A 26,811-nucleotide genomic window follows, 5' to 3' on the forward strand; every position below is an offset into this window, starting at 1 on the left:
GCCCGGAGGTGATGGTGGACCGCGACCGCGACCGCGACCCGAGCCGACCGCGGCTCTGGGTTGCCCTCGCCGGCGCGGTCGTCGTGTGCGTGGCGGTGCTGGGCCTGGCGGTGCTGCTCGACGCGGGCGGGCCGGCGGGGCATGACGGCGTGGCCCTGCCCTCCGGGTCGGTCGTGCTCATGCGGCACACCGCGACCGACACCTCCCAGACCGACGCCGACCCGACCGCCCGCGGCAGCTGCGCGCAGCAGCGCAACCTCTCCGCGGCCGGGGTCGCGCAGGCCCGGGCGATCGGCGAGGCCATCGGTGCGCGCGACGTCGCGGTCGACGCGGTCCTGGCGAGCCCGTTCTGCCGGACCGTCGACACCGCGGTCGCCCTGGGGCTGGGGGAGGTCGAGGCCACCGACCTCCTGCTGTCGCTCACCGCCGCTCCCGACCGGCGCACGGCCGACTGGCTGGTCGCGGAGGCGACCCGGCTCATCGAGGTCCACCTCGGCGGGGACGACATCGCGGTCATGGTCACCCACACCCAGAACATCGAGGCGCTCACCGGCGAGCTGGTCGAGGAGGGCGGCGCTGTGGTCCTGACCGCGGGGGAGGGAGGCGCGCTGGCCGTCGGGGGTGTGATCGCCCCGGACGACTGGTAGCCGCGCCGTCCGTCCCGGGTCAGCCCTCCGCGCCGAGGACGTGGCGTTGCAGCCCGCGCATCCCCTCGAGCCAGCGGTCCCGGTCGCCGGTCCGGTTCTGCTCCATCCGGGCGACGTCGGGGTGGGGGAGGATCAGGAACCGCTCCTCGGCCAGCCCGCGCACCACGGCCTCGGCGACGTCCTCGGGCTGGATGACGCCGAGGGCGGTCAGACCCTTCCCGCCCGGCCGGGTCCGGAGCTCGGCCACCATCGGGGTCTCGACGAACATCGGGCACAGGCACGAGACCCCCAGCCCGTCGTCGCCGTGGGTGATCGCGAGCCACTCCGCCAGCGCCACGACGGCGTGCTTCGAGACCGAGTAGGGCGCCGCCCCGATGTTGGTCAGCAGCCCCGCGGCGCTGGCCGTCTGCAGCAGGTAGCCGCCGCCGCGCTCGAGGGCGCCCGGCAGCCAGGCCCGCACCGCCCACACGTGGGCCATCACGTTGACGCGCCAGGCGACGTCCCAGTCGGCGTCCGGCGCCTCCACCCCGCCGTCGGTGCCGACCCCGGCGTTCAGCACCAGCAGGTCGATCGGCCCGACGGCGGCCTCGGCCTCGGCCAGCATCGCCGCGTTCGCCTCCGCCCCCGCGCCGACGTCGCAGGCCACGGCGGTCCCGCCGATCTCGTCGGCCACCGCGCCGGCGGTCCCCGCGTCGAGGTCGGCGACGACCACCCTCGCACCCTCCGCCGCGAACCGGCGGCACAGGGCCGCCCCGATCCCTCGACCGCCACCGGTCACCAACGACGTCCTGCCCTGCAGCTCCATCGCGGCAGCGTACCGGCGGTCGGGGTGAGACCCGGTGTCGCGCTGGTCACCCCCTCCACTGTGTCGGTACGCCGGTCGTGGTGGCGTGCGTGCCGACACAGCGCGTGGACCGGGCCGGTGCACGTGGGGCTGATGTGGCTCATGTTGACGATGTGGCTGATGTGGGGCACCGTGGTGGCCTATGGGCGACGTCTTCCCCACGGCCCTGCAGCGCACCTCCGACGAGCGGTGGGTGACGCTGGACGTCGTCGTGCGCGAGGACGACCGGACCGTCGCGCGGATCCCCGAGAGCCCCGGGATGGCGGCCGCCATCCGCCTCGACGGCGGCGAGGCCCACGACCTGCGGCTCCGCGCCCTCCTCGCGAGCCCCCCGCCCGACGCCGGCCGCGGGGTCCACATCAGCTGGCCGGTCGACCTCCTCCACGACCTCGACGGGCGGGTGGTCGGCTACACGTCCCGCCGTCACACGTCGGGCCGGACGTTCCCGCTCGCGGAGTTCGTCGACCCCGCCCGCCGCGCGGAGATCGCGCCCCTCGCGACCCGCCGCCACCTCCTCCGGGTCGCCCGGAACGTGGCGACGGCGGTGGCCGCCCTCCACCACGCCGGACACGCCCGGATCGACCGCTCGCAGTTCCGCGTCGACGACCGCGGCCGGGTGGTGGTGGTCCGCGTCGACGAGCTGGTCCCCGACGCCGCCGCCGGGCAGCGGACGGACGACGAGCGCCGCCTCGCCAACCTGATGGTCCGACTCCTCGACGGCCAGCCGTGGCCGACCGGCGAGGTGACCGCGCTGCTGGCCACCGCGTCCTCGCCCGGCGCGCCCGCGCCGCCTGCGACGGCGTGGTTCCACGCCCTCCGGCAGGCCGAGCGGGAGCTGCCGCCCGCCCCGCAGGTCGCCCGCCCCTCGCCGCAGGCCCCGGAGACCACCGCGGTCGCCAGCCGGGACCTCGCGAGCGCCCTCCGCGAGGCCCGGACCCCGCGCACCGAGCCCGCCCACCCGGGACCCCGTGACACCGGGTCCGCGGCGCCGGAGGTCGGCCCTGCGCCGACCGTCCCCTCCCCACCCGCTGCCGCCGAGGAGGGGGACGACCCGGAGACGCCGCCCCGCCCTCCTGAGGGTCCACCCCCGCGTCCCGCCCTCCGGCACACCGACCTCGGTGCCGGCCGGCCGACGTTCGCGCTGGCGGTCGGGCTGTTCACCGGGGTGGTCGCCAGCGTGGCGCCGTTCCTCGTGTTCCTCGCCGTCCTCGCGTCGATGGTGCTGGCTCGCGCGGTCCAGGTCGCCCTGCGCCGCTCGAGCCACGGGCCGCACCAGACCGTCGCCATCGCCCTCAGCCGCCTGGTGCCGTTCGCGACCGGCGGGATCGCCTTCGGGGCGTTCATCCTCCTCGACCTGCTGCTCGTCCTCGGGCTGTGCATGGCCCTCGCCGAGCTGCTGTTCGACTACGGGCCGGGCTTCACCCTCACATGGATCCAGCAGCTCCCGGAGGTCCCCGGCCTGGTCCGGGCGTTCGCCTTCGCGGTGGCGGCCCTCGGCGGCACGGCCGTCGGCGGACCGGTGTACGACCGGGTGCGCGAGACCGGGCGGCGTCGCGCGATCGCCCTGCCCGCCGTGGCCCTCGCCGTGGCGGCGGGCGCGCTCGCGTTCGACGCGACCGTCGTCTGGTGGCCGCTCCCGATCGTCGCCTGATCCCGCGGGAGGGCTGGACGTGGCCCCCGCGCAGGAGTAGCCTCCGCGACGCAATGCTGTAGGACGCACCCGCACATCCCCCCGCCGACCCTCCCTGTGGTCGGCGTGCGCGAGGATCGGGTGCGGTCGTCGTCAGGCTCCACGGCCGCCCGGTCGTGCGCGCGGCGTCGCAGGCTCCCGGCCCCCTCGTGCGGTTGCGCGCTCGAGAACGGAGGACCCCCATGCGTGCACTCGTCTACTACGTGGCCACGAGCCTCGACGGCTTCATCGCCGACCCCCAGGACCGCTACGACGCGTTCGTCGTCGATGACGACCTCCTGGCCTTCCACACCGGCTACCTGGACCGCTTCGACGCGGTCGTCATGGGCCGCCGGACCTACGACATCGGGCTGGCGCTCGGCGTCACCAGCCCGTACCCCCAGATGGCCGAGCAGGTCGTGTTCTCCCGGACGCTGACCCGGTCGCCCGATCCCGCCGTCACCGTCACCAGCGACGACCCCGTCGCGGCCGTGCGGGCCATGAAGGCCCAGGACGGCGGGGACATCTGGCTGTGCGGCGGAGGTGACCTGGCCGCCCAGCTGCTCGCCGCCGACCTGGTCGACGAGCTCGTGGTCAAGCTCAACCCGTTCGTGATGGGCGACGGCATCCCGCTGTTCGCACCGCACACCGCGGCCACGCGGTGGCACCACGCGTCGACCGAGACGGCCGGCGACCTGGGCATCCAGGTGCTGACCTACCACCGGTCACCGACAGCCGTCCGACCGCCACGCCGCGACCGCCGCGGCGCCGGCCGCGGACGGCACGGGCGCCCCCCGACCCCACGCGAGCGCGCCGGCGGTCCGCCCCGGCGCACCCCGCCGCGGGCCATCCAGGCCGCGCGCGCGAGCCGTCGCGGCAACCGGTAGGCGGCGCACCCAGCGGACACCCCCCCCCGCCACCCCCTACCCCGGTGGAGGGGTGGGGTCGCCTCATCCCCGCTCGTAGTGGGGCCGCGGCGGCGGGGGAGGGGGCTCGTGGACGTCCGGCGGTCCGGGCGGCGGCGACAGCGGCACGCCGAGGTACCCGAGCGTCCGCTGGGCCGACGCGGCCAGCACGCCGGCGGCGTCGGGGTCGGCCAGCACCACGTGGTAGCGGTCGTCGACCCACGTCGGCTGCGCGTGCACGGCGACCACGCGCCAGCCGGTCCGGGAGTCGCTGAACTCGAGGGTCACGACCGCGCCGTCGCGCCGCTCGGTCGGGCGCTGCCCGGACAGGAAGTTGCCCAGGCCGTAGACCACCGGGCGGCCGGCGATCCACTCGACCGGCTGGACGACGTGGGCGTGGTGGCCGATGATCGCGTCCACCGCGCCGTCGCCGAGGACTGCGGCGGCCACCTCGCGCTGGGACGTCGTCGGGGTGTGGACGTACTCCGCACCCCAGTGGAGGCTCGCGATCACGACCTCCGCGCCGGCGGCTCGCAGGGACCGGGCCCGATCGAGGATCACCGTCGGGTCGATGCGGAGGACCGACCACTCGTGGCCTCCCGGCGCGGGCAGCCCGTTCAGGCCGTAGGTCGCCGAGATCAGCCCGACCGCGATGCCGTCGACGTCGAGGAGCCGGAGGCCGCGCCACTCATCCTCGCTGCGGTACATGCCCTCGTGGGCGACCGCCGCCGCGTCGAGGGCCGCGAGGGTCTGGACGACCCCGTCGAACCCCTGGTCGGCGGAGTGGTTCGACGCCGTCGAGCAGGCGTCCCACCCGGTCGTGGCGATCCCGGCGGCCAGCTCCGCGGGGGCGTTGAAGCGCGGGTACGAGCTGTAGGGGCCATCCGGGTCGAGGGGCACCTCGAGGTGGCAGACGGCCAGGTCGGCGGCGGCGATGTCAGCCGCCGCCGCGGCGAGCTGGGGCGCGAAGTCGAACCCGCCGCCCGGCAGCGCCGCCCGCGTGCGCACGGGAGTGTGGATCAGCAGGTCACCGGTGGCCGCCACGGTGAACGTGCGGTACGGCTGCGTGGGCGGGCGGGTGTAGCGGTCGGGCGTGGTCCGCTGCCGGACGACCGACGGACCCGTCCACGGCGTGGGCGCCGGCGCGGCCATCTCGGTGACGTGGCCGGCGATCCCCAGCGCGGGACGGGCGGTCTCCACGGCGACGGCGTGCGGCGCCGCGGACGCGCCCACGGCGAGCGCGGCCACCAGCACGGCCACTGCCGTGCCGAGGGCGGTCGTCGCGACGACGTCCCGCTGGCGGTCCACCTCTCGAGCGTACGAGGTGTCCGTCGTCATCCCGGGGCCCATCGGCCTGCCCCGCGCAGGGCGATCGACCCGAGGGGTCCCGACCCGCGGCGAGGTCCCCCCGACGAGAGCCCCGCCCGGCGCCGGAGGACCGGTGCCGGGCGGGACCTCACCTCGCCGCGGGGTTCGGGCGACGAGGGCGTGGCAGCTAGCCGCGGAGGCTGGCCGCCAACCCGTCGGTCACCTCAGCCACCGCGTCGACCAGCGCGACGACCGTCGCGCCGGTCGCCGCCGCGCCGCGGAGCGCCACGTCGACCAGCGGCGCGCGCGTCGCGGGCAGGTCGAGGGCGTGGAGGGTGCCGGAGTCCGCCGCCACCTGCTCGGGGCGGTCCCCGAAGTGGGCGGTGATGCCGTCAGCGCTGTCGTGGTGGACCAGGAGGGTGTCGACGCGTCCCTCGAACAGCATCTCGAGGACCTGCTCGCGGCCGGTCACGCCGTTCCCCCGCTCGACGGCGGCCAGCACGTCCCGCTGGGCGTCGGCGCGCCGGCGGGCGGCCTCGCGGCGCACCGCGGCGTCGACGGCGGTGTGCACCGCGTCCTCGGACCCGTCCTCGGCGCGGCCGCCGGCCTCGAGGTCGACGATGTGGTCGGCGATCTCCTGCGGCAGCTGGTCCACCAGCCGCGACAGGGCGTCGGGCGGCCCGCCGGTGACCATCACGAGCTCGATCCCGGTCGCCCGCACGATATCGGTCAGCGCCTCGGTGACCGACTCGATGTTGTCGTCCCGGTGCTCGTCGGCGCGCTGCTGGAAGCGGCGCTGCGACCACCCGCCGGGGTTCGACTTGGTCACATGGCTCTTGGTGCCCTGGATCGTGCCGTGCTGGGTGACGCCCTGGGCCTGCACGACGTCGATGTCGGCGCCGATCCGGTCGAGCACGACCAGGACGTGGGGCACCCATGCCTGCTGGGCGGCGAGCAGCCGACCGAGGGAGGGGAGGGGCCCGCCGACCACGTCCTCACCGATCTCGTCGGCCAGGTGCCAGACGCGGTCGCCGTCCTCGGCATCCCCGCCGACCACGCCGACGAGGGTGCGGCCCTCCGCGTGGCCGTGGGCTTCGAGCGCGGCGACCATGCGGTCGGCGGCGTCGTCGCCCGCGACCTCCGCCACGGCGCGCCGCACGTTGGAGAGCGCGGTCTCGAACCGCTGGGCCGCGTCCTGCACGGCGCTGGTGGTGGGCACGTAGGCGGTCGCGTCGGCGGTGGCCAGGTAGCGCTGGAGGATCGGGTCGGTCGTCAGGGTGGTCGCGTCGGTCATGGGACCCCCCTACCCACCGTCCGCGGGGTCTGACGCGGGTGGACGGGCGGCGAGATAGATTCCCGGGGTCATGGATCCCCGGGAGAACCGCGACCGCGAGCTGCTGCAGCTGCTGGTCCGCTTCGCCACGACGGTCGTGACCGACTACACCGCCGAAGCCGCGCTCGACCGCCTCGTTGCGCAGGTCCCCGAGCTCCTCGAGGTCGACGGGGCCGGCATCATGCTCGAGGACGACGCCGGCGAGCTGCGGTTCGTCTCGGCGTCGGACGACATGGTGCGCCTGATCGAGGAGTACCAGATCCAGACCGGCCAGGGCCCCTGCGTCAGCGCCTACGTCGCCGGCGAGCACGTCGCGATCGACGACCTCGCCGACGAGACCCCGTTCCCCGACTTCGCCGACGTGGCCATCAACGGCGGCCTGCGGGCCGTCCACAGCTTCCCGATGCTGCTCGGGGGCCGACGGGTCGGGGCGCTGAACCTCTACCGCGAGAAGCCCGGTCCCCTCCCCGAGGACGGGATCGAGCTGGGCCAGCTGTTCGCCGACGTCGCGACCGCCTACCTGTTCAGCGCGCGCGCGCAGGGGAGGCTGACCAGCCAGATCGAGGGGCTGCGGCAGGCGATCGCAGAGAACGGCGCCGTCGACCAGGCGAAGGGCGTGCTGATGCACACCTTCGACCTCGACGACCGGGAGGCCTTCGGCGCGCTCCGCCGCTTCGCGAGGGCCAACCGGCGGCGCGTGCTGGACGTCGCCCAGGACGTCATGTCGGGGACCCTCGTCCCGTCGGACATCATCCCCGGCTGAGCAGGGCACGTTTGACGTAGCGGCGTCTGGTCAATCCTGACCACACGCGCCCGACCCCCGCGCGAAGAGACCACATACGTCTGATCGCACAGGGAGGTCCTTGTGTCAGCACTTCTGCACGACGCAGCCCAGCAACGCCTCACGAAGGACGAGCTCCACGAGTTGGTGCTCCGCTACCAGGACGAGGGCGACGACCGCGACGCCGAGGCGGTCCTCGTCCAGATCGAGCCGCTCATCCTCTCGCGGGTCCGCCGCGTGCTGCGCCGCACGACCGAGTTCGACGACCTCTACCAGACCGCCCGCATGGCGGCGTTCCGCGCGATGGAGCGCTGGCGCCCCGACGGCGGTGCCTCGTTCACCACCTACGCCACCCGCACGATGGACGGCTCGCTCAAGCGGTACTTCCGCGACCGCATGTGGGACGTCCACGTCACCCGCGCGGCGAAGAACCGCTCGCTGCGGGTCACCACCTTCAAGCGCCACTTCGAGTCCGACCACGGCCGGTCCCCGACCCTCCCCGAGCTCGCCGACTTCAGCGGCATGACCATCGAGGAGGTCCACGAGGGCCTCGAGGCCGCCGGCGCCTACACCTCGGACTCCCTCGACGTCCCCGTCGGCGAGGACGGCGCCGAGCTCGGCGACCTGATCCCCGACGAGCAGCCCACGACCGACCGCGAGCTGCTGATGGACGTCTACGAGGCGATCCGCGACCTGCCCGACCGGCAGCGCCGCATCGTCTACCTCTCCTACTTCCGCGGCCTGACCCAGCGGGAGATCGCCAAGCGGGTCGGCTGCAGCCAGATGCACGTCTCCCGTCTGCTGCGCCGCAGCCTGAAGGCGGTCCGCGAGGACCTGGTCGTCGACGAGTAGGCCGACGCCCAGCCCACCTGCTGGATGACCGGTCCCCCAGGGCCGGGCCCACGGCCCCCACCGAGCAGACCGCGGTGGGGGCCGTGGTGCGTCTGCGGGCACGTGGGTGCGTCTGCGGTCAGCCGGTCGCGTCGGGGGAGGGGGCGGTGAACGTGATCGTCGGACCGTCGTCGTCGCGGGTCAGCTCACCGCGGGCGGCGAGCAGCTCGAGGTGGGCGGCGGTCTCCCACGTCGCCAACACCTTGTTGAACAGGTCGAGCTGCTCGAACGGCGTCTCCCGCCGCGTCCAGCCGAGCCGGCCGGCGACCTGGTAGGCGTCGGCGGTCCCGCCGGGTCCGATCGCCGCGACGCAGTGCGCCAGCCGCGTGTCGTGGTGCGCGGTCAGCTCGTCGACCCGGCCGGCCAGGTCGGTGAACGGCTCGCCGTGGGCGGGCAGGACCAGATCCACGTCCATCGTCCGGACCCGGGCGAGGGAGGACAGGAAGTCCGCCAGCGCCATCCGGTTGGTGATGCTCTCGAAGCCGATGGAGGGGGTGATGTGCGGCAGGACGTGGTCGCCGGAGAAGAGCACCCGCCTGCCCTCGTGCTCGAAGCACAGGTGGCCGTTCGTGTGCCCGGGTGTGTGGATCGCGTGGATCGGCTCGGATCCTCCGTCGTAGCGGTCCCCGTCCTCTGCCCAGTGGATGGGCTCGTCCCAGTCGACGGGCTCGAGGGAGGGCGGTTCCACCTCCCGGTTGTCCGCCAGCTCCGCGCCGCCGTGGCGGCGCAGCTGCGCCAACCGCTCGCGCCACGCCGCGTACGGGTCATCGACGACGCTCTTGAACGAGTCGGTCTCGTGTGTCCCCAGCCAGTAGCCACCGGCCCCCGCCCGGACCAGCTCCGTGGCCTGCCCGACGTGGTCGTAGTGGATGTGGGTGACCAGGATCCGGCGGACGTCGCCGATCTCCGCGCCGGCCGCGGCCAGGCCGGCGTCGACGGCTTCCCGCGCGAGCGGGGAGTCCCACCCGGCGTCGATCATCGTCACCCCGTCCCCGTCCTCGATCAGGTAGGTGTTTATCGCGCGGAGCCCGTCGTGCGGCAGCGGCACGGGGGCGCGGTGCACGCCGGGCAGGACGGTCTCGACGACGGGGTCGCTCCAGGTCATGGCTCCGCAGTCTGCCCGATCTGCTGACTGGAGTCAGTTCAGGTGGTGTGTCGTCGACCTCCCGGGTCGCTCACGACACCCCGTGCCGTCGGCACCACGCGCGCAGGTAGCCGGCCTTGGCGCCGAGCCAGTGGTGGAGGAGGGACTGGGTCACGTCGTGGTCCTCCGCGAGACCGAGGTCGGCCCGCACGAGGGGGGCGAAGCGGGACGGGCTGCTCTGCACGGTCCGGGTGCTGAAGCCGGTGGCGCGGGCGATGTCAGCCCACGTGCTGGCGCGGTCCACCACGACGGCGCGGGCCAGGCCGCGCAGCAGCGCGCTCTGCGACAGCACGGCGTGCAGGCCGGTCCGCTGGTCGTCGACGACGAGGTCGGGGTGCGCGCCGCCGCGGGCGACGGCGGCGAGCACGGCGGCGAGGGTCCCCGGCGCCATGTCGGCAGGGACGCGACCCGCGACGGCCGGGTGGTCCATCGCCTCGATCGCGACGTCCGGGTCGCAGGCCCGGCCGAGCAGCACGACCGGCGCGGCGATCACCGACGCGAGCCTCGCGACCGCATCGGGGAGGTCGGGTCCCGCCCACGCCGCCACGAGCAGGACGTCGACCGACCCGGGCGCACCGCCGACCTCCACCGGCCGTGCCACGACGTCGGGACCGTCCGGCTCGCTCGTCAACCCACTCGCGATCAGCGCCGCCGACGGCGCCACGACGCCGACGTCGACCACGCCCACGCCCCGATCCGACGGTCGGACCCGCGAGGCCAGCACCGGACCGCCGCGCGAACGATCCTCACCACCGCGACGCCTCCCACCCACGCCTACGCCCGACCCCCCGCGCAGGCCGGGTGCCGCCGGCACCACGAGCGCAGGTACGCCGACTTGGTGCCGAGCCAGTGGTAGAGCAGGGGCTGGGTCACGTCGTGCCCCGCCGGCAGGTCCAGGTCGGCGCGGACGAGGGGGGCGAAGCGCCGCGGGGCGGTCTGCACGGTCCGGATGCTGAACCCGCTGGCGCGGGCGATGTCCGACCACGTCGTGGCGCCGCCGACCGCGATCGCGCAGGCGACCGTGGCCATCAAGCGGTTGTCCGCCAGCGCCTCGGCCAGCGTCGGCCCGGCGGGCGCGACGTCCACCACCGCGGGGTGCGGGCGGCGGTCCGCCACCGCGACGAGGGCTGCGGTGAGCTCCTCCGGCTCGATGTCGGCGCGGACGACCCCGACGACCTGCGGGTGGCCGAGGGCCTCGTCGATGAACGCGGCGTCGACCGACCCGCGTCCGAGGACCAGGACCGGCGCGTCGCTGCGATCCGCCAGCCAGGCCACCGCGTCCAGCAGGTCGAAGTCACGGCCGACGTGCACCGGCCAGTACGTCGACACGAGCGCCACGTCCGCGACCGGTGACGGGACCGGCTCGTCGGCGTGCACCGCCACGGGATCGACCGCCGCGCCCGAGGCCGAGGAGCGCAGCGCCCGCACGATCAGACCGGCCACGGGGGAGAGCACGGCCACGTCGACGGCGCCGCCCACCCCTCGACCTCCGGATCGTCCCGACACGCCCCACCCCTCACCGACCGCGCCCCACCCCTCGCCCACCCCACCTCGACCCGCAGCGCCGGAGGGGTGGTTCGGGGGGAACGGGACGTGCCCGCTCCCCCCAGCCCCCCCAGGAGCGTTGGACCAGGTCCCAGGAGGATCGCCCGGACCGGCGAGGCGCACAACGGGGGCCGGACCATGTCTGCTACAACGTGTCGGTGACGACGTGTCCGCGGGGACATGTCGACGGCGCCGTACGGTCGCGTCTGGGGAGGTGGGACGATGCGCAGCCACGTGGCGGTTCAGGACCTCGATCTGGCGGCGGCGGTCACCGCGGGGCCGTCCTACTGGGGCTGGCAGCCGGTCGCCGGACCGGAGGTGGCGGCGGCGCTCGCCGAGGTCCTCCTGACCGCGATGGTCGCCAGCACCGCCACCGCGGCGCTCCTCGGCCAGTCGGCGACCGGCATCGCCACCGCGTCGCTGGTCGCCGGCGTGTGGGTCGCCCTCGGGCTGTGGCTGGTCCTCGGTCTCAGGGCGGGGCACCGGCTGCCGCGGCTGGGTCTGGTCGTGGCCGCCCGCCTGACGGCCCTCTCCGCCGTGGTCGGCCTGTGGGGCGTCGCGCACGGCGGGGACATCCGCCTGCTGGCCCTGTTCCCCCTCGGCGCGGCCGTCGGCCTGGACGCCTTCATCACCCTCCGCTCCCTGGGCGTGCCGGTCGACCCGCGGCAGGCCGCCGCCGCGGTGGCGCTGAGCGGCGGCCACGCCGGCCTGGTGCTCGGCCTGGTCGGCCTGTCGGTGACCGGGCTCGCCGGGTTCACCGCTGCCCAGGGCCTGGCGCTGTACGTCGCGGTCGTGGTGAACGTCGCGGTGGCCATGGCCGCCGTCGCCGGCGCGCAGCGCGTCGCGGTGGCCGTCGATGCCGGTCTGGCGCGCCACCGGGCCGACGAGGCCCTGCGCCGCGCCAACTGGATCCACGACGAGGTCTGCGGGATGCTGATCCCCGTCCGCCAGTCGATCCGGTCCGGGCTGCTCGACGATCCGGGCGAGATCGTGGCCCGCCTCGACGACATCGACTTCGAGCTGCGCCAGCTGCAGCTGTCCGAGGCCGCCAGCCACCACCACCTGAGCATCGCCGACCTGGTGCAGATCTGGGGTCGGCGCATCCAGGGTGCCGGCGTCGAGCTGGTCGCCCCGCCGTGGGAGGTGACCAGCCGGACCCTCGACGCCGCCGACCAGCACCGCCTGTCGCGGCTGCTCGGGGTCGCCGTGCCGAACGCCCTGGCCGCGAAGGCATCACGCATCACGATCACCGCGGAGTGCGACGACCGGGGGCTCCACGTCGCGGTCACCGACGACGCCGGTGGCTTCGACACCTCAGCCCTGCCGCCGGGCCACGGCCTCCACCGGCTCCGCGAGGAGTTCGGCTCGGCGATCGCGGTGTCCGCCGACGGGTCGGGCACCACGGTCGCCACCACGCTGACCGGAGCGGTCCGGTGACGACCGCCCACGACCCGTCCCCCGAGGGGTGCGCCCCATGACCCACAGCCTGATCGTCGACGACCGCCGGTTCATCGCCGAGGCCTACCGGAGCCTCCTGGTCGACGTCGGCCACGACGTGACCGTCCAGACCGACCCGACGGCGGTGACCGCGGCGTCCCTCCGGGAGGACCCACCCGACATGGCGTTCGTGGACCTGTCCTTCCCCGACCACGAGCTGAACGGCCTCGACGTCCTGCTCGCGCTCCACGACGAGGTCCCGCAGGCGAGGGCGGTGATCCTGACCCAGGCCGACGCCCCGTTCCAGGAGCTGCTCCGCTGCGCCTGGGACGCCCTGCCCCTGGCCGGTGCGATCTCGAAGGACCTGCTGCCGGCGGACTTCGCGCGGGCGGTCCGGGCGCTCGAGGCGGGCGAGGTGGTCGTCGACCCGCTCATCAAGCTCTACCTGCCGGCCCGCCGGCGGACCGAGCGGACCCTCGACGCCTACGGCCGGCTGATGGCCCACGCCGGCCACGCCGAGCTCTGGGTCGCGCTCGCCACCGCCGAGGACCCGCCGGACTACGCGACGTTGGCGGCCCAGCTCGGCAAGAAGCACAACACGATCAAGAACTACCGGGACGACCTGGCCACCTACCTGATGGCGTTCGGCATGGACACCGGCACGTCCCTCGTCGACCTGCACCGCTTCGCGCGGACCTGCCGCCCGCTGCTGCTCCGCGCCGCCGCCCCCCACGTCCGCGGTCGCGTCGCCGGGGGTGCGCGATGACCTCCGCCGACACCACCCCGCACGACGGCCACGCGGCAGACGACGTCCCGACCGCCCCTCCCACCCCGCCGGGCACCGCGCGGCGCACCCCGTGGGTCCGGGCCGGCATCGCCGTCGTCATCGTGCTCGGCGTCGCCGCGATGGCCGCGATGGCGCTGCGGGAGGCCCAGCCGGTGCGCCTCTCCGAGCGGTTCCCGGCTGACTACGTCGGACCGGTCTGGTTGACCCTCGAGGGAGACGACCGCAGCTACGAGGTGCGCGTCGAGTGGGGGCGGCTCAGCCGCAGCTTCACCCACACCGGCCCGGAGGAGCGGACGTACTTCTTCGACCGGGGCACGGCGATCTACGGCCGATCGGGTCCGCTGCAGGTCGAGGTCACGCCCGGCACGGATGTCGAGTTCGGCTTCGGGCCAGCCCCCGCCGGCGGCATCGACGTCGGCGGGGAGCCCTGGGACGTCGCGCCCATCCCGACCGAGGACCGGGTGGGCCCCAACCGACCCGCCTCCGCCGACGACCCGGTCGCGAGCGCCGAGGTCGACGAGACCATCACCTACGGCCTGCTGGTGGAGGGGGTCGGGGTGCGCGCGGCGCCGGACCTCGAGGCGGAGACCGTCACGATGGTCCGCCACGGCGACCGGCTGGACGCCCGGTGCTGGGTCGAAGGCCAGCAGATGACGAACTCCAACCTGCAGGACCCCTCCGACGACGCCGCGGCCTACACCTCCCGCGTGTGGTTCCTGGTCGACACGCCGGAGGGGGAGGGGTTCATCGCCGATGCGTGGTTCAGCCGGTCCGCCGACGACGGCCGCCTCGGCCTCGAGGAGTGCGACGGGACGCCCACCGGATGACCGCCCGCACCGGGGGAGGCGGGGGCGCGCGCCACCTCCGCCACCTGCTGGTCGGCGCGCTGGTCGCCGTGGCCGTCGGGGCGGTCGCCGGCATCCGCCTCCCGGCGGCGGACGTGCGCGCCGCCTCGTCGTTCGTGACCGCCGACGTGCGGGCGGGCGGGCACGTCGTGATCGCGGTCGTGGACCCGGCCGACAACCACGTCGTCGATCTGCGCTACGGCAGCCGCCGCACGTCCTTCGGGCTGTCGGCCGGCGACACCGACGCCGTCGTCGCCGTCCCGGTGCTGGCGGAGGGCGCCGACCTGCAGGTGGAGGTGGAGCCGGGAGCGCCGATCACCGTCCGCCCGCACGCCGGCCCCGCGGACACCCGGGTCCGGTGGACGCCGGTGCGGGTGCCGACCGAACTGCCCGCGCCGATCCCGCTCGATCCCGCCACCGGGTTCGCCACCGCCGCCGTCGACGAGACCGACACCTACGGCCTGCGCCCCCGCGGTGTGGCCCTCCGCACGGCCCCCTCGACCGGGGCGCCGGTGGTCGAGGAGGTCTTCCACGGCGAGATCCTGCGGGCCCGGTGCTGGGCGCGCGGCGACGTGGTCGGCGACGGGCACGAGGCCAACCGGCGGGGGGAGTACGTGAGCGACGTGTGGATCCGCGTCCGCACGTGGGCGGACGAGCGGGCGTGGATCCCCGACACCCGCTTCGCGCGGACCGGCGCCGGGGGGCTCGGGCTGCCGCCGTGCGCGGAGCTCAGCTGACGGGAGCCGTTGGCTGGGTCGTCGGCTGGGCGGCGAGGTGGCCGATGCGCTCGAGCTCGCGTCGGACCGCGGCGACCCGGGCCCGGTCGCGGCTGCCGGCGGCGACGGTGTCGACGTCGCCGAACGCGCCGAGCTCCTGGCGGGCGGTGCCCACCTGCGCGCTGATCGTGCCGAACAGCTCCACGACGGCGCCGCCGATGTGGGCGCGCGCCCCCTCGATCCGGCCGTCGACCGCGAGCACCCGGATGGACTCGAGCTCGGTGCGGACGTGCCCGGCGTGGGCGGCCAGGCTGGTCAGCAGGCCGCCGAGTCGCTCCTGCAGGCCGAGCAGGTCCTCGACGCTGTCGACGAGGCAGCGCGTCAGGACCCGCAGGTCGGCGCCCGCGCCGCCGTCGCCGGTCGCGAGCAGCTCGCCGATGAACACCGTCGCCATCTCGGTCTGCAGGTTGCTGACCGCGATGCGGAACCCGAGGTCACCGAGGAGGTCGACGGCGCGGTCGATGTCACCGCCGAGGGCCTCGATCTGGGGGCGGATGGTCGTGAAGTGGCCCCGCATGATCCCGGCCACCGCGCTGAGGGTGGCGCCTCGCACCCCCAACCGGTCCGAGGCCAGCTGGGCGTTGAGGCTGAACAGGCGGATCTGCTCGGCCAGGCCCAGCACGTACTCCGACCGGTCCGCCAGGGTGCGGTTGAGCGTCGCGTAGGCCTCGATGTCGCGCAGCAGCTGGACGAGGAAGTCGTGGACGGTGGTGCACGCGTCGAGCAGCCCGTGGAGGTCGGCGCGCTCGTGCGCACCCCCGCCGTGGCGGCGGCCGTGGGCGCCCGCCGTGCCGAGGGCGGCCTGCCGTGCGGTCACCTCGGCGGTGAACCCGGCTCGCATGAACGCCTCGTAGCCGTCGAAGCCGGCCTCGGCGAGGCGCTGGGCCAACCGCTCGGCCGCGGCGTCCATGCCCCGCTCGTGCGCGCGGGGCCGGCCGTCCAGGTCGACGAGCCGTTCGATCTCGCGGAGCTCGGCGTACAGCGGGACGACCAGGCCGAACACGTCGCTGGTGGGCTTCAGCCGGATCGACAGGTAGCCGCCGTCGATCGGCACCACGGAGGCCATCACCCAGTAGTGGCACCCGTCCGCGGCCATGTTCTTCACGTAGGCGGCGATCGGACGGCCGGACTGGATGAAGTCCCACAGCAGCCGGAACACGGCGCGCGGCATGTCGGGGTGACGGATGATGTTGTGGGGGCTCCCGACGAGCTGGCCCTCTCCGTAGCCGCTGATGCGGGTGAAGACCTCGTTGCCCGAGAGGATCCGGCCCTTCAGGTCGGTCGTCGAGAAGAACAGCTCCTCGACGCCGAAGGGCCGTTCCCTCCCGGTCGGCTGCGGTGCGGTTCGTTCCATCCGTGGTCCCTGGTCCGGACCCGCGACGATGCGGGTGACGGCGCCAGATCGGACGATCGGCCCGCCGGTTGAGGGGTTCGGGTGAACTCCCGTGAACGGGACTCACCGGTGGTCACCGGGTGGTGACGTGCGGGCCGTACCCTGTCGGCATGCGACGTCGCGCCGCCCTCACCGCCTCGGTCGCCATCGGCGTGCTGGTCGTCCTGGCGCTCGCCGGCCAGGGGCGGCTGTCGGGACCGATCCTCGTCTCGGTGACGTCGCGGCACGGGATCCACCTGGGCGACCTGCTCGTGGTCCTGGCCGGCGTGACGGCGATCGCCGCGGTGATCCGGCTGGCCCGCCGCTGAGGGTCAGCCGTGCAGCCCACCGTGATCGACGTCGCCCCCGGCACCCACCGGATCCGGGCGTCCCACACCAACGCCGTGCTGATCACCGACGGTGCGGACGCGACGCTGATCGACACGGGGTACCCGCGCGATCGCGAGCTGATCGAGTCCGCGCTGCGTGAGGTCGGGCGGCGGCCGGCGGACCTGTCGGCCGTCCTGCTCACCCACGCGCACGCCGACCACCTGGGCTGCGCGGCGTGGCTCGCCGAGACCTGGGGCGTGCCCGTCCACTGCCACGTCGACGAGGCCCCGCACGCCCGCGGCGAGGTGGACCAGGTGATCGGTGAGCGCGACATCCTCCCGCACATCTGGCGGCCGGGGGTGCTGGCCTTCACCCTCAACGCGGTCACCAGGGGAGGGTTGCGCCCACGCCGCCTGCGGGAGGTCACCACGTTCGCCGACGGCGAGGTCGTCGACGTCCCGGGCCGTCCCGTCGCGGTGCACACCCCCGGTCACACCAGCGGCCACGCCGGGTTCCACCTGCCCGACCGCGGGGTGCTGGTCACCGGCGACGCGCTGACGACCGTCGACGTGTGGGACCACCGGCGCCGGGGGCCGCAGACCCTCCGGCCGGCGTTCAACCACGACCACGAGCGGGCGCTCGCGTCCCTCGAGCGGTACGCGGCGCTCGCCGCCGACGTCGTCCTGCCCGGTCACGGCCGCCCCTACCGGGGGACGCCGGCGCAGGCGGTGGCCGAGGCGCGGTCCCGCTGACGGCGCCCCCTCCCACTGGCCGCTGACCCAGTTCCCAGATCTGAGCTGTAGCTCAGCCGGCGGGCCTGGACCCCAGATCCGAGGGTCCTGCGCCGGACGCTTTACCACAGATCTGAGCCGCAGCTCCGCCGGCGGTGGTGAACCCCAGATCTGGGACCTGTGTGGTGGACGTCTCAGGTCCCTTCGGGACCGGCCGATCGGAGAGCCGCATGGCCACCACGCGTGCGCGGACAGCCGGGCCGGTCGTCGACCGGGCCGCAGGCGTCCGCGACCCCGGGATGCGGCGGACCGACCGGCACCTGCTCGGGCTCCCCGCCGCGCGCCCGCGCACGGTCGACCTCGACGACACCGCCGACCTCGGCGCCGTCGCCCGGATCGTCTACGTCGCTCCCGCAGACGGCTCCCGGGAGGCGCGCACGATGCCTGCCCCGATCCCCGCCGAGCCCCTCCCGGTCGAGCCGAAGGCGATCGGGGTGATCGTCGTGGTGCTGGCGATCATCGCCGGCATCCTGCTCGCCACGGCCGGCGGACCGGATGCCGAGCTGGTGAGCGACACGCCGTCCGTCGTGCCCCTCCCGCCCGAGGTGGCCGCCCCGATCGCGGCCGGCGACCAGGTGCGCGTCCCGATGGACCTCATCGGCGAGCCGCTCGAGGACGCCATCGACGAGCTGCAGGCCTCCGGACTGCAGGCCGCCGGCGAGCACGTCTTCGCCACCGCCGATGGCCGTGTGCCCGTCGTCACCGGCGTCGCGCCCCGCTCGGGTGCGCTCGTGCCGGCCGGCAGCGCGGTCACCCTGACCGCCGAGCTGCCCGCTGCCCCCTCCACCCCGACCCCCGGGCCGGAGGCCTCGGACCGGACTGACCCCTCCGACGACGAGCCGGTGCCGTTCGCCGTCGAGCTAATCGCCGGCAGCCCCGCGGGGTCCGGCTGCACCCCGGGGCCGGGTCCCCTCCCCGACGGGCAGTGGGTCGTCCTGGTGGACGGCGTCGACGACGCCGGCATCGCCGTGGACCTCGTCTGCTACGACAGCGCGACCGGCACGGTCACGAACGAGAGCCCGCAGCTGCGGACCGTGGCCCTGGCTGCCGACGCCCCCCTCACCTGCGGTGACGAGCGCTGCACCCGGGCGGACCTGGACGACGCCATGGTGGCGGTGCTCGAGACCCGCGGCGGGAGCGCCCGCGCCGTCCACGTGCTCCTGAACGGCTGATCAGGCCCCACCCCTCACCCGGTTCGCACAGGGCCCCGGAACTGGATGGCAGCGGCGGTCAGCTCGCCGGCGCGCCCGGTGGCTCCGCCAACCCAAGTACCCGGAGGCGGGCGGTGACCCGCTCGGCGAGGTAGGCCTGGCCGGCGGCGGTCAGGCCGGTCCCGTCGGCGGAAACGGACCGGTCGGCGTTGCCGTCACCGGCGGGGGCGGCGACCGTGCCGGTGCCCGTGATCCACTGCTCCGCCAGCGGGTCGATGAAGGGGATGTTCCGGCGGCGGGCGGCCGCCTCGATCGAGTCGCGCACCGCGAGCACCTCCGCCGGCGGGGAGCCCTCGTGCCAGATCGGCCCGACGACGACGAGCTGGGTGTCGCGGCTGGTCAACAGGATGGTGTCGAACAGCTCGTCGGCGGCCGGTCGCACCGCGGCGATCGCGTCGGCGTCGTCGGCGCCGCCGGCGATGACCATGAGCCCCGGCGGGTCGGTCTCGAGGATGGCCGCCTCGGCCGCGGCGGCGAACGCGTCGCCCGACGGATCGACGTAGGCGCCGGTGCCGCCGGCATCGACGACGTCCCAGCCGGTCAGCTCGGACAGGTCGGTCGCGTACCCCTCCTCTCCGTCGGGTCCGACGGCGTAGCGGTCACCGAGCACGACGGCGCGCCTCGAGCCGGCGACGGACGCCGTGGCGGTGTCCGAGGGGGCAGGAGTGGCCGTCGCTGGTGCATCGGTGCCCGGTGGGGTGGCGGTCGTGACGGCTGCGGGGGGCTCCGGCGCAGCGGCGGTCCGGTCCGGCGTGGGCTCCTCGTCCACGTCGACCGGGCCCTCGCTGGCAACACCGACCTCGACGTCTGACCCGCTGCCCGGCCGGTACATCGCCATCACGCCGAACAGCACCACCACCCCGATCACCGCGAGGGCGAACCGCAGACCCTCGGACCGCGCCCACCGGCTGCGGCGGCGACGTTGGCGGCGATCGGACCCCGAACGTCCTTGCCCCGTCCTGGACCGCCCTCGTGAAGTCCCCACCACCTCATCCTGTCAGATCTCCTGGGTTCCCCTCCCCGATCTGCAGCGACGCCCGTTCCGCCCCCTCGAGTGCACCTCGACGGGTATGCCACAGCCGGCGTCCGGCTGTGGACGACGGCGACCGGGACGCGTCCAGGGTCCTAGACTCCCTGCATGGCCGGTGCCCCCGACGACGACCTCCGCACGATGCTGCGGGAGTTCCGCGCCAGCGTCTCAGCGCAGCTCGACGACCACGGCCGGCGGTTGGACCGCCTCGAGGCCCGCATGGGCGGGCTTGAGGGGCGCATCGATGGGCTCGAGGGGCGCGTGGATGGGCTCGAAGGGCGCATGGTCGAGCTCAGGGATGAGGTGCGGGACCGCACCCGCACGATGGAGACCGCGATCCTGAACGCCATCCGGGACCTCGCCCGCGATGTCGACCGACGGCTGACGGCGCTCGAGGGGTAGCGCCACGCCATCGCGCTGGCGGTGCGGTCCTGGCCGGACATGCAGGCGCGGCGGCTCAGCGGCAGTCGTGATGTGCCGATGGCGGTCGGGTCATGCCGTCTTCCTCCCACTTCCCAGGCTCCACCCACGCCCGCCCACTGCGCACGACCGTCGTGCTCGCGATGACCGCCGTGCTGGCCCTGCCCACCCTCGTACCCACCAAGCCGGTCGTCGCCGAGGTCCCCGCCGCGCCACCGGCCGTCGTCGCCCCGACCCTGCCATCGCCTGCCGACGTGCTGGCCCAGGCGGCCGCCGCTCCTGACGCCCGGCAGGCCGTCGCCCCCGTCCGACCCGAGACCGCCGGGGGCTGGACTCCGCCCGTCGACGCCGAGGTGACGTCGGGGTTCGGCACCCGCACCCACCCGATCTCGGGGAGCGCACGGCACCACGACGGGTTCGACTACCCCGCCCCGGGCGGCACGACGATCCGCGCCGTCGCCGACGGCGTGGTCGCCTCCGCCGCTTGGCAGGGCGGGTACGGCACCACGGTCGTCATCGACCACGGCGGCGGACTGACCACGTTGTACGCCCACCAGTCGACGACCGCCGTCGCGGCGGGTCAGCCCGTCGGGGCGGGCGACGTCATCGGCGCGGTGGGCTCGACCGGCGCCTCCACCGGTGCTCACCTGCACCTCGAGGTGCGCATCGACGACACCGCCGTCGACCCGGCGGCCTACCTCGCGACGCACTGACCGGACACGCCGTCCCGCACGTGCTGCAGTGTCCACGGCGGCCCGGTGGTCTCACTCGAGGCCCGGGACGTCCGCATCGACGGGTCATGGGTCGTGGCCGGCAGTGGTCCGCCAGCCGTGGAGGGCGAGGAGTCGCCGCCGGGTCTGCACGGCAGCGTCGATCCCACGGTGCAGCGTCGCGTCGATGGTGAGCTGCCGTCGTCCGCAGCCGTCGGGCTGAGGAGTCAGGTCGTCGTGTCCTCGTCGACGGTTGTCGGGGTCGGTGGCGATGGTCCGGCCATCGGGGTCGAGCCATCGTCGTCGACCGGGCGGGCCGGTCAACCGGTAGCCGCCACGGGTCTTCTCGCGGTGGTGGGCCGAGCACAGCCAGGCGAGCTGGTCCAGCACCGTCCGGTGGGTTTCGGCCCACGGTGCGACGTGATCGATCTCCAACAGGTGGCTCGACCTACAGGTAGGTACTTCACATTCATACCCCCGGGCCTCGAGCGCGGTGCGCTGGTGGGCGGTGGCCTGACGGCTGAGGTGGGTGACGTTGGCCACGTCGACGCCGTCGCGGATCACGACCGCCAGCTCGGCGTCGGGGATGAGCGGCAGCACCGCCGACACCGGCACCCGCCCGACGCCGGCGATGTCACAGGTCTCACCCGCGAGGGCATGGCCGCGTCGCAGGGCGGCGGCGTCGACGGTGACGATGACCTTCTGCTGGCGACCACGGCCACTGCCGGTGGGCGGGCTGGCAGGGGCCTCGCCATCGGTGGTGGCGTCGCCGGCCTGGTCGCCGTCGACGCCCGGTGTCGTGCCGGCCGCGGCGAGCACGTCGAAGAGCGCGTCGAAGCGGTAGGCCCCATCGTCCTCACGCCGCCCCTCCGCACGCGCAGCCCTGAACCGGTGGTCGTGGGCGGCGCGGAGGGCGGCGTCGAAGCGGGCGCCGAAGTCGGCGGGACCGGAGATGAACGTCTTCCACTCACCATCAGACTCCCGCCACGACCGACACGTCCGCCGGCGCCAGTGCAGCTGCCGGGTTGCCTCCGGGTCCGGATCGGCGTTCGCTCGGGTGTCACGGCAGGTGCGCCGCAGATCCTCCGCCGACTGCTGGGATGCCGCCGTCACCAGCGACCCTGCCGCTTCCGGCGCGGCCGTGACCGCGTCAGCGATCGCGTCGACCTGGGCCTCTGACAGCGCACCCTGGCGGACCGCGTCAGCCACCTCGGGCTGGTCGGTCAGCCGGGTCGAGGTGCGGTGCCGCTGGCGGGCCTGGGACTGCGTGGTCCCGGTCGCTTTGGCGAGCGTGACCGTGTCCGTGCGGCGGGCCATCGCGGTCACCATCCCGTCGACCAGCCGCTTGGCCTGACCGAGGTCCGCCACCACCCCACCCACGTCGGCATCGGCGATCGCGTCAGGGTCCAGCCGTGCCGCGAGGTGCTGGAGGTCCGTGACGAGATCGGTCACCTCCACCGGCTCCACCACCCCACTCCTGACCATGCGATCACCATACGCAGGGGGTGCGACACACCACCGCCGCCTACATCCACATCTCCAGCTGGCTGAGCAGACGTCCGCCGCGAGCGGTCACCGCCGCAGTCAGTGGTCGAGGTCGGCGAGGACGGCCATGGCGGCGTTGCGGCCGTTGATGGCCATCACGCTGCCGCCCGGGTAGGTGCCGGCGCCGCAGAGGTACACGCCGTCCATCGGGGTCCGGGCGGGCAGCCGTCGGTCCCACATGTGCTCGGGGAGGCACTCGCCCTGGAAGATGTGGCCGCCGGTCAGGCCGACCTCGGCCTCGATGTCGGGGGGACCCATGACCTCCATCGCCACGATCGACTCGGCGAAGCCGGTCGTGAACCGGCCGATCGACTCGATGACGACATGGCCGACCCGCTCCCGCCAGGCGTCCCACCCGCGCCCGTCGGCCCACCGGTAGGGGACGTACTGGGCGAAGACGCTCATGACGTGGCGGCCCGCGGGGGCGATGGAGGGGTCGAAGGCGGTCTGGATGTAGTCCTCGGTCCACACCCGATCCGACAGACGGCCCGACCGGGCGGCGTCGAAGGAGGCCTGCCACTCCTCCCGCGACAGCGGCGTGTTGATCTGGGCGCGGTGGTGCGGCTCGTCGGTGCCCGGCCGGGCGGTGAAGTCCGGCGCGTGGGCGAGTGCCAGAGAGACCTTGACCGTGCACCCCTCGATCGGCACGGCCTCGACGGCGGCCGCCCACCCCTCCTCCGCCGCGTCACCGAGCAGCCGGCGCGTCACGACGGGATCGGCGTTCGCCACGACCACCGGTGCGGCCACCAGCGTCCCGTCGTCCAACCGCACCCCCGCGCCAGGGTCGATCGCCGCGACCGGCACGCCGGCGGCGACCACCGCGCCGGCCTCGACCGCCGCGTCGTGCAGCAGGAAGGAGACCATCCCCATCCCTCCCTCGACGAAGCCCCACGTCCCCGGCTTGTCGGGATCGATCCGGCCGGAGGAGTGGTGGAAGTGGATCGACGCGGTCCCGGGGTCGAAGGGGCTCGCGTTGGTGCCGATGACGCCCTGGCCCATGAGGGCGAGCTTGAGCCGCTCGTCGGTCAGGTACCGGTCGAGGAGCTCAGCCTGGGACCACTCGAACAGCAGCCCGTGCACGTCCGGGTCGCCGTCGACGCGGTCCATCAGCTGCTCGCGGGTCGGTGCGTCGCCGATCCACACGTCGCCCAGCCACCCATCGGCCTCCGACAGCGGGCGGAGCGCATCCGCCGCCCGGGACACCAGCGAACCCATCGCCCGGTACCCGTCGACATCGGCGGGCGCGAACCGGCGCAGCTCGGCGACGCAGCGGTCGTGGTCCTCCCACAGCTGCACCGACGAGCCGTCCTCGAAGGGGACGAACATGCCGCCCTCGGCCGCGGTCCAGCGGAACCCTCGCGCGACCAGCCCGAGCTCGTCGATCACCAGCGGGTGCAGCAGCCCGGCGAGGTAGGCGCACGGCGAGACCCGGTAGCCGGGCCACGGCTCCTCGAGGGTGCAGGCGCCGCCGATGCGCTCGCGGGCCTCGAGCACCAGCACCGCCTTGCCGGCCCGGGCCAGGTAGGCCGCGGCGGCCAGCCCGTTGTGGCCGGCACCGACCACCACGACGTCCCAGCGACGGGCGGCCAGCTCGGACAGCGGGGCGGGCAGCCCGATCCGTCCGAGGACGTCAGCAGCAGCACGGGAGGGGGAGGGTGGCACCACGCTCACTCGGGCACCGCAGGCCGCATCGTCGCGCCGGCGCGTGACGCCAGCACCCCTGCGAGGTGGTGGAGGTGGTCCTCGACGTCGGGGTGGTGGTCGTAGGTCGAGTGGCCGCGGACGGGCACGGTCCGCCCGGCCGCCCGCCGCCACCTCGCCGGATCCGCCACCAGCAGCTCGACCCGACGCGGCGGCGAGAGGTCGGTCGCGGCGCACGCCGCGCAGCCGTCGACGGCGGCGACCGACGGCAGGCCGGTCAACAGCGGCCACCCACGGGCCAGGGCGGCCGGGTCGGGCTCGGCGACGCCGTCGACGGTCCAGAACGGGAAGGCGAACGGCTCGGTCATGCCGAACAGGTGGTGCCAGCTGTGCACCCGCCCCTCCACGACGTCGAACAGCGTCCGCCCCTCCGCGTCGGTGAACGTGCCGCGGAAGAACCGCTCGTAGAGGATCGCGAGCGGGCTGCCCCAGGTCACCAGGGCCACCCGGTCGCGCCTGGCGGGGTCCAGCTGGGCGACGGCGGCCGCGGCCACGACCGTCCCCTGGCTGTGCGAGCCGAGCAGGACCCGCAGGTCGTGGGGGCTCCCGGTCAGGAACTCGATGCGCTGGCGCAGGTTCGGCACGACGGCCTCGGCGTAGCACGGCGGCGCGAAGGGGTGGGTGACCCGCGGCAAGAACGTCGCGACGTCCCAGATCCGGCCGATGTCCCGCCGCTGGTTCCGGTCCCTCGTCGCCGACCAGATCACCCGCACCGCCAGCAGCGGGACGGCGACCGCCAGCCACAGCGACGCGGTCGGCACCCACCCCCAGGCACCCCAGTCCGCGCGACGCACCCACGGCCCGACGATGAGCACACCCAGCACGACGACCGACACGACGCCGACGACGCCGAGCACCTCCCCCACGAAGCGCACCAGCCGCGAGGTCAGCCACGCCTTCCCGATGTCGGCCGTCCGGGCGTCACCGTCGTCGTCCAGCGGCACGTCGCCCCAGGCGGCGCGCAGGTTGGCGCGGACGTCGGCGTGCGGGGGACGGTCCGCCTCCCGTCCCGCCCACCCCGCGTACACCCCGACCGCGAGGAAGGTGAGGAGCAGCACCACGACCACCGCGACGGCGGTGGCGGTCCACCACCACGGCAGGACGAGCTCGACGTCGCCGGCGAAATCGACCGCCTCCCTCGGCGGGACGTGCTCGCCGAGCAGGTCCAGCACCGCGGCGTGGATGCCCGCGCCGACCGCCATGGTCATGAACAGGCTCAGCACCGCGATCGTCACCGCCGACAGGTTCCCGGCGATCGGTCCGGTGTCGAGCGGCCCGTGGTCCGCCCGCCGGCGGGGGACCCGCTCGAACGACGTGACGGCCAGGGCGGCGACCAGCACCACCTGGAGGACCGCCACCGCCAGCAGCCACAGGTACGGGCCGGCGAAGACCCCCGGGAACAGGCTCGCCCCGAACGGTCCGAACGCCATCCCGTCGCTCGTCAGCGTCGCCGGCGCCGCGTACGACGCGGAGGCCCCGGTCACGCCCACGAGCGGCCACGTCAGCCCCCAGCCCAGCAGGACCCCGCCGACCGCCAGCCGCCAGTTGGGCCCGAACGCCCGCGTGTCGGGGGCGGGCACGGCTTCCGGGGTGTCCGACGACGGAGTGGCGCGTGACCGCCGCAGCCACCACCCGACCAACCCCGCCCCACCGACCAGGCCGACGACCTTCCAGCCCGGCGCGCCGGCGGCGATCCCGTCGAGCAGCGTCATGCCGCACACCACGCCGAGCAGGCCCATCCCTCCCAGCCGGAGGAGGGTCAGGGCCCTGCCGAGCCGCCGGTCCGGCCGCGGGACGACGATGGCCGGGAGCGCCACCACGACGCCCGCGGCCAGCACCACCGCGGCGCTGGCCACCGCGGCGGCCAGCCAGGCGGCCCGGGTGCCGGCACCCGCGTCGAGGTCGCCGAGGACCGCCCAGGCCGACAGCGACAGCGATCCCGTCACCCAGGCGAGGCCGGCGCTGACGTGCAGGGCGCGGAGGCGCGAGGCCGGCCACGCGCCGTTCCAGAACTGCGGGTCGGTCAACGCGGTCGGCTCGGCGTCCCCCGCGGATGGGCGGCCGGTGGGCGGCGTGCCCTCCAGCTGGATCGTCGCGTAGCGCCCGGCGCGCCACAGCCCGATGACGAACGCGGCGGCGATGACCGCGGCCACGCCGAGGCGGCCGAGGACGTCGTCGGCGAACAGCCGGAACGGGGCCAGCCAGACCGGCGCGCCCTCGGTGCCCCCCAGGCACGCGGCGCCGAACCCACCGCACTGCAGGGCCAGCAGGTCCATCCCGATCCCGCAGACCGTGCCGGTCACGACCAGGGTCATGGTGAGCGCGAGCACGCGGCAGACCGCCCGGTGGGCGGCACCACGGCGGAGGGTGTGGCGGGCGGCGTCGTCGCTCGCGTGCATCCGCCCGGCGAGGTTGAACAGCGCGAAGGGGAGGAGCAGCACCCAGAAGGCGTGGCGGACCGACCCGGAGGTCTGACCACCCCAGGCGAGGACCTCGCGGACGTGGAGGGGTGGGTCGGCGCCGGGGTCGCGGTCCGGGGGCGTCGGGCCGAGCTCGCCGACGACCGGGTCGTGGGCTCGCCAGAACCCGGCCTTGTCGTCCCCGCCGACCAGCACGGGCGACAGGTCCCCGGTCATGTCCTGCGGGGTCGCCCCGCCCACGCCGTGCACCCGCACCTCGACGACCGACCCGTCGGGGTACTCCGGGTACTCCCAGTCGGGCCTGGTCCAGCCCTGCCCTCGTGCTCCTGTCCCGGCTGTGCGTCCCACCGCCACCGCTGACCCTCCCTC

General features: G+C 74.9%; 25 protein-coding genes. 14 read left to right on the forward strand and 11 right to left on the reverse strand.

Annotated features, from left to right (window positions below; all coding sequences use genetic code 11):
- The first annotated feature begins 11 nt into the window (after positions 1-11).
- Complete coding sequence (locus ACEQ2X_RS17235; protein WP_370327076.1) at positions 12-647, forward strand: histidine phosphatase family protein; 636 nt, start codon at positions 12-14, stop codon at positions 645-647.
- Positions 648-666: 19 nt separating this feature from the next.
- Here ACEQ2X_RS17235 and ACEQ2X_RS17240 read toward each other — a convergent pair whose 3' ends face one another.
- Positions 667-1,452, reverse strand: a complete 786-nt coding sequence (locus tag ACEQ2X_RS17240; protein WP_370327077.1) for an SDR family oxidoreductase — start codon at positions 1,450-1,452, stop codon at positions 667-669.
- A gap of 181 nt (positions 1,453-1,633) precedes the next feature.
- Here ACEQ2X_RS17240 and ACEQ2X_RS17245 point away from each other — a divergent pair, with 181 nt between their 5' ends.
- Complete coding sequence (locus tag ACEQ2X_RS17245) at positions 1,634-3,142, forward strand: hypothetical protein (protein WP_370327078.1); 1,509 nt, start codon at positions 1,634-1,636, stop codon at positions 3,140-3,142.
- Positions 3,143-3,363: 221 nt separating this feature from the next.
- The gene (locus ACEQ2X_RS17250; RefSeq protein ID WP_370327079.1) at positions 3,364-4,047 is read left to right on the forward strand and encodes a dihydrofolate reductase family protein; all 684 of its coding nucleotides are present in this window, start codon (positions 3,364-3,366) and stop codon (positions 4,045-4,047) included.
- Between the two features lie 63 nt (positions 4,048-4,110).
- Here the strand turns inward: ACEQ2X_RS17250 and ACEQ2X_RS17255 are convergent, their stop codons facing one another.
- Both ACEQ2X_RS17255 and ACEQ2X_RS17260 read right to left on the reverse strand, forming a co-directional pair.
- Positions 4,111-5,373, reverse strand: coding sequence for a CapA family protein (locus ACEQ2X_RS17255; RefSeq protein ID WP_370327080.1), 1,263 nt, complete (start codon positions 5,371-5,373; stop codon positions 4,111-4,113).
- A gap of 187 nt (positions 5,374-5,560) precedes the next feature.
- A complete protein-coding gene (locus ACEQ2X_RS17260) occupies positions 5,561-6,667 on the reverse strand; it encodes a Vms1/Ankzf1 family peptidyl-tRNA hydrolase (RefSeq protein ID WP_370327081.1) in 1,107 nt (368 codons plus the stop codon).
- 70 nt (positions 6,668-6,737) lie between these two features.
- Between ACEQ2X_RS17260 and ACEQ2X_RS17265 the strand changes: the two genes are divergently transcribed.
- Positions 6,738-7,469: an ANTAR domain-containing protein gene (locus ACEQ2X_RS17265; protein WP_370327082.1), complete on the forward strand. Its 732-nt coding sequence runs from the start codon at positions 6,738-6,740 to the stop codon at positions 7,467-7,469.
- Between the two features lie 102 nt (positions 7,470-7,571).
- On the forward strand, positions 7,572-8,339 hold the full coding sequence (locus tag ACEQ2X_RS17270; RefSeq protein ID WP_370327083.1) for a sigma-70 family RNA polymerase sigma factor: 768 nt from the start codon (positions 7,572-7,574) through the stop codon (positions 8,337-8,339).
- 118 nt (positions 8,340-8,457) lie between these two features.
- On the opposite strand, the gene ACEQ2X_RS17275 is transcribed toward ACEQ2X_RS17270, so the two are convergent.
- The 3 genes from ACEQ2X_RS17275 to ACEQ2X_RS17285 form a co-directional block, all read right to left on the reverse strand.
- Positions 8,458-9,483, reverse strand: a complete 1,026-nt coding sequence (locus ACEQ2X_RS17275; RefSeq protein ID WP_370327084.1) for an MBL fold metallo-hydrolase — start codon at positions 9,481-9,483, stop codon at positions 8,458-8,460.
- A 70-nt stretch (positions 9,484-9,553) separates the two neighbouring features.
- Positions 9,554-10,210, reverse strand: a complete 657-nt coding sequence (locus ACEQ2X_RS17280) for a hypothetical protein (protein WP_370327085.1) — start codon at positions 10,208-10,210, stop codon at positions 9,554-9,556.
- Between the two features lie 86 nt (positions 10,211-10,296).
- The gene (locus tag ACEQ2X_RS17285; protein ID WP_370327086.1) at positions 10,297-11,001 is read right to left on the reverse strand and encodes a hypothetical protein; all 705 of its coding nucleotides are present in this window, start codon (positions 10,999-11,001) and stop codon (positions 10,297-10,299) included.
- 288 nt (positions 11,002-11,289) lie between these two features.
- Between ACEQ2X_RS17285 and ACEQ2X_RS17290 the strand changes: the two genes are divergently transcribed.
- From ACEQ2X_RS17290 to ACEQ2X_RS17305, 4 genes are read left to right on the forward strand one after another with little or no spacing between them, the layout of a single operon-like run.
- The gene (locus ACEQ2X_RS17290) at positions 11,290-12,504 is read left to right on the forward strand and encodes a hypothetical protein (protein ID WP_370327087.1); all 1,215 of its coding nucleotides are present in this window, start codon (positions 11,290-11,292) and stop codon (positions 12,502-12,504) included.
- A 37-nt stretch (positions 12,505-12,541) separates the two neighbouring features.
- Positions 12,542-13,270, forward strand: coding sequence for a response regulator (locus ACEQ2X_RS17295; protein ID WP_370327088.1), 729 nt, complete (start codon positions 12,542-12,544; stop codon positions 13,268-13,270).
- Positions 13,267-14,118: a hypothetical protein gene (locus tag ACEQ2X_RS17300; protein ID WP_370327089.1), complete on the forward strand. Its 852-nt coding sequence runs from the start codon at positions 13,267-13,269 to the stop codon at positions 14,116-14,118. Before ACEQ2X_RS17295 ends, ACEQ2X_RS17300 begins: the two co-directional genes overlap by 4 nt.
- Positions 14,115-14,873 (forward strand): SH3 domain-containing protein, encoded by a 759-nt coding sequence (locus ACEQ2X_RS17305; RefSeq protein WP_370327090.1) that lies wholly within the window; start codon positions 14,115-14,117, stop codon positions 14,871-14,873. The genes ACEQ2X_RS17300 and ACEQ2X_RS17305 overlap by 4 nt, the downstream gene beginning before the upstream one ends.
- Here ACEQ2X_RS17305 and ACEQ2X_RS17310 read toward each other — a convergent pair.
- Positions 14,866-16,266: a PAS domain-containing protein gene (locus ACEQ2X_RS17310; RefSeq protein ID WP_370327091.1), complete on the reverse strand. Its 1,401-nt coding sequence runs from the start codon at positions 16,264-16,266 to the stop codon at positions 14,866-14,868. The genes ACEQ2X_RS17305 and ACEQ2X_RS17310 overlap by 8 nt on opposite strands.
- A 149-nt stretch (positions 16,267-16,415) precedes the next feature.
- On the opposite strand from ACEQ2X_RS17310, the gene ACEQ2X_RS17315 reads away from it, so the two are divergent.
- The 3 genes from ACEQ2X_RS17315 (at position 16,416) to ACEQ2X_RS17325 (ending at position 18,577) form a co-directional block, all read left to right on the forward strand.
- Positions 16,416-16,613, forward strand: coding sequence for a hypothetical protein (locus ACEQ2X_RS17315; protein WP_370327092.1), 198 nt, complete (start codon positions 16,416-16,418; stop codon positions 16,611-16,613).
- Positions 16,614-16,622: 9 nt separating this feature from the next.
- Positions 16,623-17,366 carry an MBL fold metallo-hydrolase gene (locus ACEQ2X_RS17320; protein ID WP_370327093.1) on the forward strand — a complete coding sequence of 248 codons (744 nt, stop codon included), beginning with the start codon at positions 16,623-16,625 and terminating at the stop codon, positions 17,364-17,366.
- Positions 17,367-17,575: 209 nt separating this feature from the next.
- Positions 17,576-18,577, forward strand: coding sequence for a PASTA domain-containing protein (locus ACEQ2X_RS17325; RefSeq protein ID WP_370327094.1), 1,002 nt, complete (start codon positions 17,576-17,578; stop codon positions 18,575-18,577).
- A gap of 58 nt (positions 18,578-18,635) precedes the next feature.
- On the opposite strand, the gene ACEQ2X_RS17330 is transcribed toward ACEQ2X_RS17325, so the two are convergent.
- Positions 18,636-19,484 carry a hypothetical protein gene (locus ACEQ2X_RS17330; protein WP_370327095.1) on the reverse strand — a complete coding sequence of 283 codons (849 nt, stop codon included), beginning with the start codon at positions 19,482-19,484 and terminating at the stop codon, positions 18,636-18,638.
- Between the two features lie 270 nt (positions 19,485-19,754).
- On the opposite strand from ACEQ2X_RS17330, the gene ACEQ2X_RS17335 reads away from it, so the two are divergent.
- Together ACEQ2X_RS17335 and ACEQ2X_RS17340 are read left to right on the forward strand one after the other, a co-directional pair.
- The gene (locus tag ACEQ2X_RS17335; protein ID WP_370327096.1) at positions 19,755-20,048 is read left to right on the forward strand and encodes a hypothetical protein; all 294 of its coding nucleotides are present in this window, start codon (positions 19,755-19,757) and stop codon (positions 20,046-20,048) included.
- 161 nt (positions 20,049-20,209) lie between these two features.
- On the forward strand, positions 20,210-20,779 hold the full coding sequence (locus ACEQ2X_RS17340; protein WP_370327097.1) for a M23 family metallopeptidase: 570 nt from the start codon (positions 20,210-20,212) through the stop codon (positions 20,777-20,779).
- 84 nt (positions 20,780-20,863) lie between these two features.
- Here ACEQ2X_RS17340 and ACEQ2X_RS17345 read toward each other — a convergent pair whose 3' ends face one another.
- From ACEQ2X_RS17345 to ACEQ2X_RS17355, 3 genes are all read right to left on the reverse strand, one after another.
- Entirely contained in the window at positions 20,864-22,261 is a 1,398-nt protein-coding gene (locus tag ACEQ2X_RS17345) for a DUF222 domain-containing protein (RefSeq protein ID WP_370327098.1), read from the reverse strand.
- A gap of 99 nt (positions 22,262-22,360) precedes the next feature.
- The gene (locus ACEQ2X_RS17350; RefSeq protein ID WP_370327099.1) at positions 22,361-23,992 is read right to left on the reverse strand and encodes a phytoene desaturase family protein; all 1,632 of its coding nucleotides are present in this window, start codon (positions 23,990-23,992) and stop codon (positions 22,361-22,363) included.
- Positions 23,989-26,790: a hypothetical protein gene (locus tag ACEQ2X_RS17355; RefSeq protein ID WP_370327100.1), complete on the reverse strand. Its 2,802-nt coding sequence runs from the start codon at positions 26,788-26,790 to the stop codon at positions 23,989-23,991. Before ACEQ2X_RS17355 ends, ACEQ2X_RS17350 begins: the two co-directional genes overlap by 4 nt.
- Positions 26,791-26,811: the final 21 nt, after the last annotated feature.

Origin of the sequence: Euzebya sp. (assembly GCF_964222135.1) — a bacterium.
Classification (GTDB): Bacteria; Actinomycetota; Nitriliruptoria; order Euzebyales; family Euzebyaceae; genus Euzebya.